Source organism: Sedimentisphaera cyanobacteriorum (genome assembly GCF_001997385.1).
GTDB classification, from domain to species: Bacteria; Planctomycetota; Phycisphaerae; order Sedimentisphaerales; family Sedimentisphaeraceae; genus Sedimentisphaera; species Sedimentisphaera cyanobacteriorum.
The window spans coordinates 146,596-160,980 of the sequence record NZ_CP019633.1; the positions used below are offsets into that span (position 1 = coordinate 146,596).

The 14,385-nt window shown below is 45.2% G+C and carries 8 protein-coding genes; 6 read left to right on the plus strand and 2 right to left on the minus strand.

Annotated elements, in window-relative coordinates; genetic code table 11:
• Positions 1 to 5: 5 nt before the first annotated feature.
• Complete coding sequence (locus tag L21SP3_RS00495; RefSeq protein ID WP_161488025.1) at positions 6 to 2,084, minus strand: peptidase U32 family protein; 2,079 nt, start codon at positions 2,082 to 2,084, stop codon at positions 6 to 8.
• Positions 2,081 to 2,551 (minus strand): hypothetical protein, encoded by a 471-nt coding sequence (locus L21SP3_RS11945; protein WP_161488026.1) that lies wholly within the window; start codon positions 2,549 to 2,551, stop codon positions 2,081 to 2,083. Before L21SP3_RS11945 ends, L21SP3_RS00495 begins: the two co-directional genes overlap by 4 nt.
• A 554-nt stretch (positions 2,552 to 3,105) precedes the next feature.
• On the opposite strand from L21SP3_RS11945, the gene L21SP3_RS00505 reads away from it, so the two are divergent.
• The 6 genes from L21SP3_RS00505 to L21SP3_RS00530 are packed head-to-tail and all read left to right on the plus strand — an operon-like array spanning position 3,106 to position 14,381.
• Positions 3,106 to 4,632, plus strand: coding sequence for a polysaccharide biosynthesis/export family protein (locus tag L21SP3_RS00505; protein WP_077538489.1), 1,527 nt, complete (start codon positions 3,106 to 3,108; stop codon positions 4,630 to 4,632).
• Positions 4,633 to 4,655: 23 nt separating this feature from the next.
• Entirely contained in the window at positions 4,656 to 5,600 is a 945-nt protein-coding gene (locus L21SP3_RS00510; protein WP_077538491.1) for an exosortase/archaeosortase family protein, read from the plus strand.
• The gene (locus L21SP3_RS00515; protein WP_077538493.1) at positions 5,597 to 6,334 is read left to right on the plus strand and encodes a hypothetical protein; all 738 of its coding nucleotides are present in this window, start codon (positions 5,597 to 5,599) and stop codon (positions 6,332 to 6,334) included. Before L21SP3_RS00510 ends, L21SP3_RS00515 begins: the two co-directional genes overlap by 4 nt.
• 21 nt (positions 6,335 to 6,355) lie before the next feature.
• Positions 6,356 to 11,101, plus strand: a complete 4,746-nt coding sequence (locus L21SP3_RS00520) for a tetratricopeptide repeat protein (RefSeq protein ID WP_077538495.1) — start codon at positions 6,356 to 6,358, stop codon at positions 11,099 to 11,101.
• A gap of 56 nt (positions 11,102 to 11,157) precedes the next feature.
• Entirely contained in the window at positions 11,158 to 13,389 is a 2,232-nt protein-coding gene (locus L21SP3_RS00525) for a GumC family protein (protein ID WP_077538497.1), read from the plus strand.
• Positions 13,390 to 13,421: 32 nt separating this feature from the next.
• The gene (locus L21SP3_RS00530; RefSeq protein ID WP_161488027.1) at positions 13,422 to 14,381 is read left to right on the plus strand and encodes a tetratricopeptide repeat protein; all 960 of its coding nucleotides are present in this window, start codon (positions 13,422 to 13,424) and stop codon (positions 14,379 to 14,381) included.
• Positions 14,382 to 14,385: the final 4 nt, after the last annotated feature.

Genomic DNA, 14,385 nt, shown 5'->3' on the forward strand with positions numbered 1-14,385 from the left:
GCTGTTTAGGCAAGGTTTCTCTGGAAGTTGAACTTGTAAGCTTTTTTTTCTGTAAAGGGAAGACCTCTTCTAAGCCGGTTTACTGCATCTTTCAGTTTGGCAGGGTCTTTGATTCCGGCAAGGTCTGCTGAGAACCTTCTCACCATTATGCCTCTATCTTCACAGCCGAGAATAGAATAAGGGTCTTGAGATCTGAGTATTGTGTTTTCGCTTGAGGGCTCGAGCCTCAGCCTTATTCCTCTTTCGTCCTCAAGAGTTTGCCCTTTTAAAGCCTTTTCATCAATTTCCGCACGCGTAATCCCGAGGCAGGGGAAGCCGCTTACTGTCAGCGAAAGGGGCAGGGGGCTGGCCTGAGAGAGCTCTCTGATTTTTCTTTTGTCTGCCTCTATGCTTATAAAGGCCTCTTTTGCACCAATATTTTTCAGGGCCATCGCTGCGGTATGGTTCAGTATCATAAGCCCCGGGCCGGCAGTGAATTCAGCGCCGGCTTCAAGAGCTATTTCCAGTCCCGCCCAGCTGTTAACCTCAAGAGTAATTCCGTTAGTTTTAGCCTTTTCTGCGAGGGTTTTGAAGTATTCGATTCTGTCTTCGTAAAACACATGCGGCATAGCAGCGATCCAGTTTTTACGAAGCGAGGAAATTTTCCCAAGCTCCACATTCTCCACAACCACCTGCTCAAATGAGTACAGGCTCCCTGCTACCTGTTTGGCGCAGGGGTAATCTGCTCTAAGCGAATTTACCTTGGCGGTGCGGGTGAGGGGAAATTTGTTCTCTTTGATTCGACCGAAGGCTTTGATGGTGTCTTTTGCCTGCTCTCTGAGGTGGATGCGTATTGTATAATCGTGGGCTTTCTTCTGCCTTTGGTGGAAGATTCTGCTGAGCTCCTCGGCCAGCGAGTTTGCTGTCTTTTTGGAGTACAGCCTTTCCGGTTCATCGAATTCGATACCTGCAAACTCTGCGTTTTGATAATTCTGCGTTGCAAGAAGGTAAGCTATATTTTCCGCATTTACACCGCGCTTAGCTTTTTTTACAGCTGTAAGCGGCAGGCGGATTTGCTCTTTTTCTTCTTCGCTTATTTTCACCTCTGCTTCAAACTTCCCGTTCGCAGTGGATACCGCCACAGTGAAGAATTCTTTGCCGCTTTCAGCGTTCTGTTTGCATTCGTCTTCAATGTCTATGCTGGACTCGCTGGGGATTCTGCCGCCTTCCCCGCAGAGCCCTTTTGTTTGTCCGTCGAAATAGCCTGCTGCCTGCTTTCTGCCTGTATAGTCGGAAAGCTCATTATGGATTTCGCCTTCAGTTTCTCCATCCAGCGCTCTTCTAAAAACCTGTACTGTTTTGTAAACCCATTCAGGCTTTTTCAGACGCCCCTCAATTTTTATGCAGCTTACTCCGGCCTTTCTAATCTTTTCAAGCCTTTCAATAAGGCTCAAATCGTGCATTGAAAGCCGCTGGAGTTCAGCTCCGCTTGAATCTTTCCAGAGAACTCTGCAGGGGCTTGTGCAGGTGCCTCTGTTTCCGCTGCGTCCGCCTGCCCAGCTGCTAAGAAGGCATTTCCCCGAAACGCAGAAACACATTGCTCCCTGAACAAACACCTCCGTTTCCACAGAATCCGGTTTTGAGGCTGCTGTTATCTCTTCTTCGCTGAGCTCTCTTGCTAAAACCGCTCTTTTTATCCCCGCTCTGCGGGCGAATTCAACGCCCTTTGAATTTTCGATCCCTGCCTGAGTGCTGAAGTGAAAATCAAGCTCAGGAAAACTCCCTGCCAGCTCGAAGAACATTGGGTCAGTTACCAGAACAGCATCGACCCCCGCTTCAGCTGCGAGCTCTAATGCCCTTGCAGCCTGTCCGGTTTCTCTGAAAGAAACGTGCGTATTTAGCGTGAGGTAGGTCTTTGCGCCCTCAGAGCGTGCGTACCGGCAGGCTTCTTTAAGTTCTTCAGCGCTGAAGTTGCCTGCACCCTTTCTTGCGTTGAGCGTTTTGAGCCCAAGATAAACAGCATCAGCTCCCGCACTGAGAGCCGATTTAAGGCAGTCAAAATTACCCGCGGGTGCGAGCAGTTCTAGTTTTTTTTCTTTGTTCATTTCTCCAGCTCTTCTTCGTATTCGCTTGAAATATTTTCTCGGCTGTTGGTATCTTGACTGGATTGGGGATTGAATCCGCCTAAAAATGTCAGCGCTGTTACAATCATCGCTGTACCGCATACAAAAAGGAGTTTGCGGTTTTCCCCTTTATTGGCAAATCTAAGCCATTCCAAGCCGCTTTTGTCTGCCGTTTTTATATCTCCGAGCTCCTTGATTATCATTTCAGCCTTCCGGCTGTCCTGCTCGCTTGGCTGGGGATAGGGGCTGGCTTTTTTGTAAATAATAAACATCTTGTCATGAAATACCTGCAAAAGTTTGGGGTCCCTTTTGAGCATTTCCATCTGAGACTGGCAAATAAATTTTTTCTCACGAAGCTTCTCAATCATTTTTTCAGATTCGATTAAAGTCTGCCTGTTCTGGAAATAAAGTTCTATCTCAGGCGCAGCATAGCTCAAAGAAAGGAACAAAAAGCCCCCTGCAATACAAATGCAAAACATAATTGTCTGTAGAAACCTGAAAAAATCCATTTTGCTCTCACTAGCCTGCTTCTTGAGATATCTTTATCGGGCTGATTATATTCATAGTCTTCAAAATTTGCATATAATTTTGCTTTTAGATTCCTGCCAAAGCAATTTTTTTTCTTAAATCTGAGCCCTAAAAACATATAATGGCCTGAAATTTAATCTCTTCTGCAGAAAACTCCGAAAAAATTTTGCAGAAAGTTAGTAAAGTTTTTAATTAGTTGAAAACTTTACAAAAAGCTCAAGACCGGCTTAATAATTGATTTATCGCCCTTTTTCTGAATTACAAGATGCGCAGCTTTTAGCCGGCAGGAGATGGAAAAGGAAATTAGCATATTGCTTTACGGCAGGGTTTTAATGTTGAATAAAATTAAATTGACAATACAAGTAATTTTTGCCATAATCCCGCACTCACCGCTTAGGCGGTCTTGAGGTGTAAAATTCGTTTAGAAGAGTGATTAGCTCTTGTTCGCTTTTATGATATATTTTATTAAAGGTTTATGATGCATAGAAAGGCGTTGATTTTCTCAGCGGCTGCTCTTGGAATACTCTTTTCAGGCGGTTGCCGTAATAAGTTTTGGGATCCAACCCAGATAGGAAGGTTCAGGCCTGTACCTGTCCAGCACGTAATACTTGATTCTCTTGGACTTGCCGAGGAAGAACCTGAAAGGTTTGTTCAGACAGAATCGCCCAAGCCCGAGGATGTAGTAACTTATATGGACGATTATGCTCTGCATCCAGGAGATGTGGTGCGCGTGAATATATATGAGCTGCTTGAGGAGAGGTCTCCTTATATTGAAGACCTCACAGTTTCAGAGAGCGGCAGAATCTCGATTCCTGAGGTTGGTGTCGTGGAAGCTGAAGGTTACACAGAGCACGAACTTGAATCTGAGCTCAAGCAGATTTTATCCCCTGATATCTTAAAAACTCCAGTAGTCAAAGTTTCACTAATTTCTTCTGATTACAGGTCTTTTTCTGTTCTCGGAACAGGACTTCTCTCAAATGTAGCAGGGGGGCGATATCTTGTTCCGCGAGGCGGAGATTTCAGACTGCTTGATGCCCTCGCAACAGCGGGAGGGTGTAATGAGTTCAATGTTACAAACATCTACATTACACGTCAGCTTTCTGAAGACGAGATCGCGCAGAGAGCGGAAACTCAGTATGCACCGCCGGGAGTAGAGATCCCGGGTGTTTCTTACCGTTCCCGAAGAGAAAAGAAGGTGGAAGAGGAAGAGATAGACTTCAAAAAGGCCGAAGAAGAGCTCTTGAGGCTCATTGCTCCCGCTGAACTGCCTGTGCTTTCATTCGCTGAAGGAGACGGGAATTCGGAAAATATTGAGTGGGTTTTCAAGAACGGACGATGGGTTCCTGTTGAGAAAGATGCCTCCGGCGAGGAGAAAGAAACTGAAGTGGTCGTTGGAGATCAGCAGCAAGCTCAAGAACAGCAGCAGGCCGAACAGCAGCAGACAGAATCGGACGAAAGCGTTCGGGATTCGCTGCCTGAAGGTTATGTTGAGGACCAGGAGAACCCTGTGAGGTATATGGTCAGGGTTATTGAAGTACCGTGGAAGGCTCTTCGAAAGGGAGACCCGCGGTACAATATAGTGATCAAGCCTGGCGATGTGATTACAGTACCTTCAGACAGAATCGGCGAATGCGTTGTAATGGGCAATGTAAATCAGCCTGGATACGTTACTCTCAGCGGAAGACCTATGACTCTTATGCAGGCTGTAGCTGCCGCAGGCGGCCTTGGCCAGCTCGCTGAGCCTGAAAATGTTGAGGTAAGAAGGCGAATCGGCAAAGACCATGAAGAAATTGTTATGGTTAATCTCGATAAGATCGCAAGCGGGCAGCAGCCGGATTTCTACATAAAACGTGACGATACGATTAATGTAGGAACAAGCGATGTGAGCTACTGGCTCTATGTGCTGAGAAATGCATTCACCGCAAACTACGGCTTCAGCTTCGATTACAGCAGGATTTACCGTACTGGTGAATACGATTACGACTACAATTATAACAGGTAATTCTTTAGGCTGATTTAAAAGCGATGGCAGAAAAAGTTAAATATTCTTGGGCATCCTTAGGGAGCCTCTTTTATCTAAAGACGGCAGTCCTGACTGCGCTTTTTGTTCTGCTTTTTTGGAACAACATTGAGGATATGGTTCGGGTATGGATGAAAGACCCGAGCTGGTCTCACGGTTTTCTGATTCCGCTTTTCAGTTTGTATCTGATAAATCAGAGAAAAGAAGAACTGCTTTCAAAGAAGGCCTCGCCCTCTTTTTTAGGCGTTTTGGCCTTGGCTGCTATACTTGCAGTATATATCTTCAATATCGTACAAATAAGATACGCCTACGGCGAGCCTGTGCTTATGATAGCTGCCTTGGGGGCGGTAGTCCTCGCTGTCTGCGGCTGGAGGATGATTTATCATCTCTGGCTTCCGGTGGCATTTTTGATCTTTGCAGTTCCGATCCCTACAAGGCTCTACAGAGAGCTCACAATGCCTATGAGAATGATAGCCTCTCAGGTTACTACTGCTTTCCTCAATGCTATTCCCGCAATAGATGCCACGGTTAGAGGTGTTATTATTGAGGTTACCTACAAAGGGGTGCCTCTTGAAACTGCTCTCAACGTGGCAGATGCATGCAGCGGGATGAGGCTTATGATGGCTTTTCTTGCTCTCGGTGTGGCTATGGCTTATATACACAGCAGGCCGATATGGCAGAAAGCAACCCTTATAGCTTCTATTATACCGATTGCTATACTGTGCAATATAATTCGTGTTACATTTACAGCTTTTATATATATCTATATCGGACAGCAGTACGCCAAAGGCATATATCATAATATGCTCGGTATGCTGATGCTACCGATTGCTCTTTTCTTCTATTGGCTTGTTGACTGGTTTATGAATAATCTCTTCGAACAGGAAGGTGAAGAAGAAAAAAAGGAAAAAGAAGATGATTCTCCAAAGGTAGTCAGGAGAAAGCGATGAAGCTGAGCAAATCAAATATCGTTTTTATTCTACTCGTGCTTATCCTCGGAGGTTTAGCCGCTGGGAAAAGGATTATAATTGATAATCTCGGTATCTACCTTCAGAAACAGCCGATAGAGCTTAAAAAATCTCTTGACGAGCTGAACATTGATGGTAAAAACGGGTATGTTGTTCGTAAGAAAAGAAAAATTGAAAACAAAGAGATTGAAAAAGAACTCGGTACTACAGATTACATTATCTGGGAGGTGGAGAACACTGAGGCACCTTCAGAGTCTCCAACTAAATTTTGCTCGCTTTTTATCACATATTACACAGGAATTAACGACCGAATCCCCCATGTGCCTGAGGAATGCTATTTCGGTGCAGGGAATGTGGTGAAAGGTTATCGCGAAGGACAATTGGATTTACTATCATCAGATCAGAATGATTTCAGCCAGAGATACAGAATGGTTGAGTTTGTCAGCAAGGCAGACAGTATCTGGCGAGGCTCAAAGCCTTTCTACGTCTGTTATTTGCTGAAAGTCAATGGTGAGTTTGCGTCAAACAGAACTGAGGCAAGAAACATAATGGCCACGAATTTATTTGGTAAATATTCGTACTTTGCTAAGATAGAGTGGCGGTTCAATGGAAAAAGCTCACATCCGACAAAAAAAGAGATTGAAAAGGCTTCTCAAAGCCTGATGGGCTTTGTTGTTGAAGAGCTCGAAAAAAACCACTGGCCCGATTTGGATTGAATATGTCATTAAGGGATTATTATGGCAAAGAAAAAGAAAAAATCAAGATTAAATATTAAAGTAGCAATTGCCGGCCTGCTCGTTTTAGGCATCGCAGGGGCGGGAATATTTTATCTTTGGTATAAAAGCGGAAGAGACCCTCAAAAGTTTATCGTAGAGGCTCAGACCGCACTGGAAAATAAGCAGTATAAGCAGGCTGAAGAGCTTTACGGGAAGGCATATCATTTCTCAGAAGGCCTTGATAAAGTAGATATCCTCTTCAAGCTCGCAGAGATTGCTATGATCGAAGACCCCGGCGATCCCGCTGCGGGGATTGAGCCGAAAGAGCCAAAATGGCGAAAGGCTATGGGAATCTTTGATAAAATTTCTGCTACAGACCCCAAAAATATCGAAGCACGCCTCAAAATGCTCGATTTCAGCTATGAACTCGCCGATATGGGCAGGGCGGATTCTTGGAATGAAGTAAGAGAAATCTCAGACGAGCTTTTACTTCTTTATGATGAGCAGAATAAGGAACCTGACCCTTTCGTAGTGCTCGCACGAGGCAGGGCTTCCCTTGAGATCGCAAAAGCAGGCAGCGCATCAGATACTCAAAAAGAAATCGATGATGCTAAGAAGTTTATGAATATGCTTCTTAAGCTTGAGCCCAACAACTTCGATGCATTCTGGCACCTCGCCCACGCAGAACTGCTTCAGGGCGAGATTGACGATAATGCCGGGATTATAGGTGCAAGAGAAGACAGTGTGAAAAGGGCTGAGGCTATAATACAGGAATCTATCGATAAAAATCCGGAGATGTCCGAGCCGTACGTTAATATGCTCAAGCTCAAGATACTTGAGAGCAGGTCCGGCAAGACATCAGCCGATGTAAAAGCAACTATTGAAGAGCAGTATCAGAGGGTTAAGGAAAAATTCCCCGAAAATGCCGAAATTGATTACGTTATGGCCGGCTTCTACTATAAAAACCCGCTTGATATAGACAAGGCCGTAAAGCTTATTAACAATGCGGTTAAGAAAGAGCCGGAAGATTACGATTACGTATTCCGCGCCTCTATGATTAACTATATGAAATACTGCCTGTCCGGGGAAAAAATAAAATGGGTAGATGAGGCCATTCGTCTTGCAAAATCTGCTTTGGAGCTTCCGGAAGCACAGAAAACATCAGGTCCTAAACAGGCAAGAAATAATAACAATATCCTTGTTTTAAATAATCTGCTCGCAAACTACTACTCAGAAAAGGCCAGGCACACCGAAGGCGAAGATAGAGAAAAACTCCTCGCTTCTCTGGAAGAGGCAACAAAGAACATCAAAGACATTGTTATGGTTGAAGAGAACCCCATTCTTATTAAATGGAGGGGGATGCTTGAGTACCTGAAGGGGGATCAGGAAAAAGGCCTTCGCAAACTTGTTAAGGCTCAGGAAAAATTTGATGGCCAAAACAGCCCTGATGCTCAGCTTTGTTATTTCATTTCGCGAATTCTCAAGAGCGAGAGTGTTATTGGAGCAAAACAGAAATATCTTGGAAAGGCAATAGAAAACAATATTGTTTTTGAAGGCAGGCCTGAAGCTGTTCTTGATTATTCAGAAATCCTTCTTGAACTCCGCTCTCCGGACAACGCCATTTCTCTTGTTCAGAGATATGAACAGGTGATGGGTGAAAATGAGAGAAGCAACGAGATTCTTATCGAGGCATATATTCAGGCAAATCTGTTCGACAAAGCAGAAAAGCAGATTGAGGCGTATGGGCCTGAATCCCTGAAGGCTCTGAATTATAAACTGCAAATAGCCGGCCAGCGGGCTTCTCAGCTTCTTCAGCTCAGAGCAAGGCAGCAGCTCTATAACGAGCCGAATGCGCAGAATAAGATTAGCAGTTTGAGTGAGGATATAAGAGAGCTTCGACTGAAAAGGCTCAAACTCCTGCGTCAGATTTTTAATAAGTATCCCGAATCGCTAAAAGACTACAGCGGTGTTTCTGAAATACTGGTTGATGTTTTGCAGGAAGGGTATAAGCCCAAAGCAGTTGAGTTTAATGAGGATTTCCTCGAGAAATACCCCGACAATCCTACAGCGCGTCTTATGAAAAAGAGGCTCAATAAGCCGGACCCGCTGGTTGTAGATAAAGAAGAGCTAAGGGAGTTTCAGGCTGATATCCTTGAAGAAACAGATATGGATGAGATCCAGAAGCAGCTGAGCATAGGCAGGGTTTACCTCAAGGGGCAGGACTATGAAAATGCTTACGGTTATTACGAGAAGGCGCTTGAATTAGACCCCGATAATGAAGCGGCCATCTCTTCGCTTTTCGATATGGCTATAGCAGAGGCGGATTACGAACGGGCTGCGGGCTATATGGAAACGGCGGTCGAAATGGACATCGACGGCTGCGGCGGACAGTTCTTCGCAGGCCGGCTGGCGCTCAAACAGGAAAACTACCAAGAGGCTCTCGACTGTTTCAATGAATGCATTGAAATCAAGCCCATCTTTCCTTCTGCGTATCTGAATCTCAGCATCATATACAATGAAATGGGCAAGATGGGGCAGGCTGTTGAAAACGCCCGCAAAGCGGCTGAGTTTTCGCCTAAAGACAGCAATATTTCGCTGAACTATGCTATGGTGCTCTACAAGCGTAATGAAAAGCTTGGAAGCGATGTTACAGACCAGCAGAAAAAGCAGGCTCAGGATGCTATCCTGAGAGCTATAAGGGTTAATCCTGCGAATATTGAGCTTCAGAGCGTTTATGCTGAGTACATTGCTGATACAAAGCCAGGCAGCGCGCTTGCTATGAGGCAGACTATCTTTAAGTCTAACCCGACTAAGAAAAATGCGCTTCTGCTTGCAAGAATGGCCTTGAAGAATGCAGATGATGCGTTTAATTCACCCAAAAAACAGGCTATGTACAGAATAGCAGAGGATGCATACAACAATGCTCTTGCAATCTCCCCGGGAGACCCGGAGGTGCTTGACGCTTATGCAGATTTCTACAGAATTTCCGGTCAGGAAGATAAGATTACACAGCTCCTTGGAGACAGAAAAGAGGTTCTCTGGAAATCTTATTATCGCCGCTCACAGTTTGACAAGGCAAAAGAAACTCTTCTTGAACTTAAGGAAAAAGACCCGGACAATAAAGACTATGTTCTTGGATTGCTTGGGGTTTCAATAAAGCTCTTTGATAAAGAAAATGTGGAAAAATATTCTAAAGAGCTTCTCGAATTGGAAGACACCCTTGCAAACAGAATCCTAAAGGTTAAATCTTTCGTGGAAATAGGGGCTGTTGAAGACGTTGAGAATGATCTCCAGAAGCTTATAGAGAACAATCCGGACAATGTTGAGCTGCGTCTTCTTTCAGCTACTGTTGCACTTAGAAAGGGTGAATTCGACAGAGCGGAAGAGATCGCAGGGAAGATTCTCGATAAAAACGCAAAAAACGCTACAGCATGGCGAATTAAAGGCAAGGCAAACTATCTAAGCGCAGACTATCAAAAGGCCCTCGATGACTTCAAAGAATGTAAATCAATCAAAGATGACAGCCTAATAAGAATCGATATAGCAAGGGCCTACGACAGGCTCGGCAGGTATGAGCCGGCTATTTCAGAGCTCAACAGCGCTGTGGAAGATGAGAGCACCCCGCTGGTGGCCTTGAGGCTGCTCGAAGAGATCTACTGGCGTGCTAAGAAGTTTGCCCCGCTCAGAGATTATTACAACCTGATGATTAAACGCTTCCCTGAAAAGTCTTACTGGCAGCGACGCCTTGGAGATATGGAAACCCAGCTCGAGAATTTCGAAGCAGCTGAGGATGCATACAAGGCCGCTTGGGACAAGGCTTTGAATTCAGGCGAAGATGACCCCGCTTCCATACTTGGATACGCAAATACTCTGCTCGAACAGGGTAAGAACTCTCAGGTGCTTTCAATGCTTTCCAAGTATGTTGATTCTCCATACAAGGTGGCTGTATTTACTCTGATGGCACAGACAAGACATAGCATGGGCAATGAAGAAAATGCCATGGAGGATTTCCATGTTGCTATGAAAAGCTCTGGTATAGACTTGCAGAAGATCAAGTTTGTAATTCAGAGAATGGTGGACAGCTACGATAAGCAAAGCGCTTACGAGATTGTAACCAGCTATGCTGAAAAGGGCGAGAAAACAGTTAATAAGTATTTGTGCCTGTTCCAAGTTAATTTTGAGTTTGCCAACTACAATAAAGCTATAAGCTATGTTGATGATGCTCTTTCGCAAATCTCAAAGGAAAACATCCTTTATCGGCAGTTTAATATACTTAAAGCAAATACACTGCTATATGCTTATAAGAAAATCCCGGACAGAGACTATACCGAAAGAGCTGCCCAGATCTATGAAGAGCTGCTCAAGCAGACACCTGGCGATACTAACGTGTTGAACAACCTTGCATATCTGCTTGCAGAGAGTGATTATGATCTCGAGAGGGCAGAGCAGGTGGCCGCAAAGGCATATCAGTCTGCCCCAGATAACGGGCTGGTACTTGATACTTACGGCTATACGCTTATAAAGAACCGTAAATACGAGAAGGCCGAATCCCTGCTTTCGAGAGCTATTCAGAAAATGGAACTCAGCTCTACAAACGCACCTTCTGAGGTGTATGAGCATTACGGTCTTGCTCTGGAAAGGCTCAACAAGCCCGAGGAAGCTAAGGCAGCATACGAAAGAGCATTGAAAACTGATGAAAGGCTTCCGAAAGAAACTCAGGATAAACTCAAAGAAAGAATTTCAAGGCTTTCCAAGAGGATTTTTTAGTGGTTTATAGAAGTGAATATTATATTCTTATAATAGGTTCTTAAGAGGATTATTAAGTGGTTAACGAATCTGAAATAACATCCAGACTTCCAATGCAGGAGCCTCAGGCAGAGGGTATTCAGCTTACCCCGAAAGATATACTTACGATTATAAGAAGGCATCTTCTGCTGATCATCCTTCTTCCAATTTTAGGTGCGGCGATAGGCATAGGTTTATATTTTATGTTAGCAAAGTATTCCCCGAAATTTACATCTGTATCTGCGATAAGGGTTTTGGAGCCTGAAATCAGCGACCCAATGAAGCTGGCTGCGAGAATGTCTAATACCGACACTTACTACCAGTTCCGTCAAACGAAGGCTCGATTTATCAAACAGCAGGATATGCTTCAAAACCTTCTCGAAACAGATCAGGTGCGAAACACCCAGTGGTTCCGCCAGTTTGTAGCTGATGACGGAAGGCCTGATATTGCTGAGGCTTTAGCAGCTTTAGAAAGCAGCATTGGGGTTAGTGTTGCAAGAGACAACTTTATTATCCAGGTCAGTTTTTCCAGTAAAAGCGCTCGTGAATCAAAGCTTATTCTCGACCAGCTCGTAGAGCTGTACACCAAATCCCAGCTTGAAAGAGAAACGCAGACCCAGCGTGATAAGCTGGCTCAGGCAAAAGAAGAAGAGCGAAAAGTGCGTGCTGAGATCAGGGCGGCCGAGGCCTCTCTTAGAGATATCCGTCAGTCTAATCCTACGCTAGCAGAATTCAGCGACACTGGTGATACTGGCAGCCAAAGGCACAGTATCAAGGTAAAGCACGACTCTCTCGAGGTTCAGGTTATGGATCTTGAGGGGCAGATCAGTGAGATTGAATCGCGAATCGCTACTCTCGAATCCAGAGCTCAGGGCGAGTTTGACGAAGTCGTACGTGAGCAGATGGAGAACGACCCGATCGCAATCTCTGCCCGCCAGCGAATACTTTACCTCAGGCCTGAGCTTGCAAGGCTCACCGCAAAGCTGGGCGAGAACCACCGCTCTGTTCGAAAAATGCGTGAGCAGCTCAGAATGGCTGAGTCCGAGCTAAACAGCAGGCAGAACTTCATAGCGGAGCTTAACAGACAGTCGGAGCTCCAGCATGCGGAAGACCAGCGTGCTTTCCTTGTCAGCCAGCTTGAGAATTACAGAGCCCAGCTTCAGGATGCTCTTCTCAAGCAGAAAGAGCTTGATGAGCTCAGGGCGGAATATGAATCATTTGTAGAGATCCGAGAAAGAGGCCGTGAAAGGCTTGAAAAGCTCATAGACCATATCCAGAGCCTTAATATGCTCGTAAGGGATCCGAAGGTTTCCAAGCTTGAGCCTCTGGGCGAGGCGATTCTGCCTCTTCAGAAGAGCTTCCCGGACTTAAAGCTCTTCATTCCTGCCGGCATTGTACTTGGCGGTTTCATAGCAGTAGTATTCGCCTTCATACGTGAATTGGCTAATGATAAGCTTAGAACTCCGCAGGATGTATCCAAGGCGGTAGATATCCCGGTTCTCGGTGTAATATACAACAGCAGTGAAGATGATGATGTTGAGGATATTCAGCCTGAACGTGTCGTAAATGAAGCCCCGAACTCTGTAACAGGCGAGGCATATCGTCAGCTTAAATCTAATGTTAAGCTCTCAGGTGCTCTGGGTTACGGTCAGGTGCTGATGATAACAAGCGCAAATCCCCATGAAGGCAAATCTACAGTAGCCTCGAATCTCTCTGTCAGCCTCGCTGCTGAGCAGAATAAGGTGCTGTTGATTGATGCGAACTTCCGCAGACCTGCCTTCAGCATATACGCCTCTCAATCAGGTGAATCGGAAGACCATCACATGATTTCAGGTCTCAGCGAAGTGTTAGCAGGCAATAAATCCACTGAGGAAGTTATTGTTTCCGGTCAGGTTGCAAACTTGGACATAATGGCCTGCGGCGAGCTCCCCGAGATGCCTTCCGAGATGCTCTCAGGACGTTCAATGAATCAGTTCCTCGGTGATGTAAAAGATAAGTATGACTTTGTGGTTATTGATGCTCCTCCTGTGATTATGAGTGAGGCAAAGAGCTTAAGCGCTATGGCTGATTCAACTCTCGTTGTATTCAACGCACAGATGACTAAGCGAGGCGTTGCCCAAAGAACTGTGCGGGAGCTTGATGTGGTTAATGCTAATGTGATAGGCTGCTCGCTTGTTTCTGCGAAAGCTCTCAAAGGCGGCTACTTCAACCAGTACCTCAAAACCTACAAGGATTATATAGAATCAATGCCTGAAACTAAGGCTTCTTAAAAGAGTGTTTAGTTGGATAAATGGGAATTAATATGATACGCAGATTTACTAAATTACTTTTGCCGCTTCTGGTTGCCGCATTTTTTATAGCCGGCTGCCAAGACCCTAAGAAAATTTATGTCGAGGCCGTTGAACTGGATGAGAAAGGCCAGTCCGATCAGGCAATAGAAACTTTGGATGAAGCTATAAAGGCAGACTCTGAATTTTCAGATGCATATTCCCTTAAAGGAGATATCTTTCAGCGTCAGGGAAAGCTTGAGCAAAGCTCTCAGGCCTATGAGCAGGCTGTGAAATATAATCCTGTTTCCTTCAAGGATTTGTACAATCTCGGCAAAGTTAATTATGCCTTGGACAGGTACGAAAAAGCTATAGGAGCTTTCGTTCGTGCTTTGGAGCTTCATCCTGAAAGCTACGATGCCAACTACTTCACAGCCAAAACCTATTACAAGCTTGAAGACTATGAGAAGGCATTGAATTACGCCACCGAGGCGAGGCTTATCAGCCCTGATAACACCGAGCTTGAAATCCTTTTCGGCGATATCTACACCGCAACGAGCAATTACGAAACAGCGATCGCTGAATATAGAAGGGCTCTCGAGCGTGAAGGCAATAAGCCGGAGATTATGATTCCTCTCGGCCTTGCATACATAAGAAGCGGGAGCTTTGATGTTGCAAGGGAGCTGCTGAATGAGACGATAAGGGTAGCCCCAGACGACCACAGAATCTATCAGTATCTCGGGTATCTCGATCTTCGCGCAAAAGATTTCGAGGCCTCTATCGAGAACTACAGGGTTGCAAGTTCGCTAAAACCCGGCGATCAGCTCTCTCTGAAGGGCTCGGGTGTGGCATACATATTGAAAGGATTCAGGGATAAAGACCCTGTAATCAAAGATAAAGGAATACAGCAGTGGCGTGTTGCCTTGAGGCTTCAGCCAGACCAGCCCGGGCTTAGAAGACTTATAAGAAAGTATTCTAAGGTCAAGGTGCAGTAGAATA

Bases quoted from the DNA above. Each gene is read 5' to 3' on its own strand.
- L21SP3_RS00495 (WP_161488025.1), bottom strand. From the start codon at position 2,084: ATGAACAAAGAAAAAAAACTAGAACTGCTCGCACCCGCGGGTAATTTT.
- L21SP3_RS00505 (WP_077538489.1), top strand. From the start codon at position 3,106: ATGATGCATAGAAAGGCGTTGATTTTCTCAGCGGCTGCTCTTGGAATA.
- L21SP3_RS00510 (WP_077538491.1), top strand. From the start codon at position 4,656: ATGGCAGAAAAAGTTAAATATTCTTGGGCATCCTTAGGGAGCCTCTTT.
- L21SP3_RS00515 (WP_077538493.1), top strand. From the start codon at position 5,597: ATGAAGCTGAGCAAATCAAATATCGTTTTTATTCTACTCGTGCTTATC.
- L21SP3_RS00520 (WP_077538495.1), top strand. From the start codon at position 6,356: ATGGCAAAGAAAAAGAAAAAATCAAGATTAAATATTAAAGTAGCAATT.
- L21SP3_RS00530 (WP_161488027.1), top strand. From the start codon at position 13,422: ATGATACGCAGATTTACTAAATTACTTTTGCCGCTTCTGGTTGCCGCA.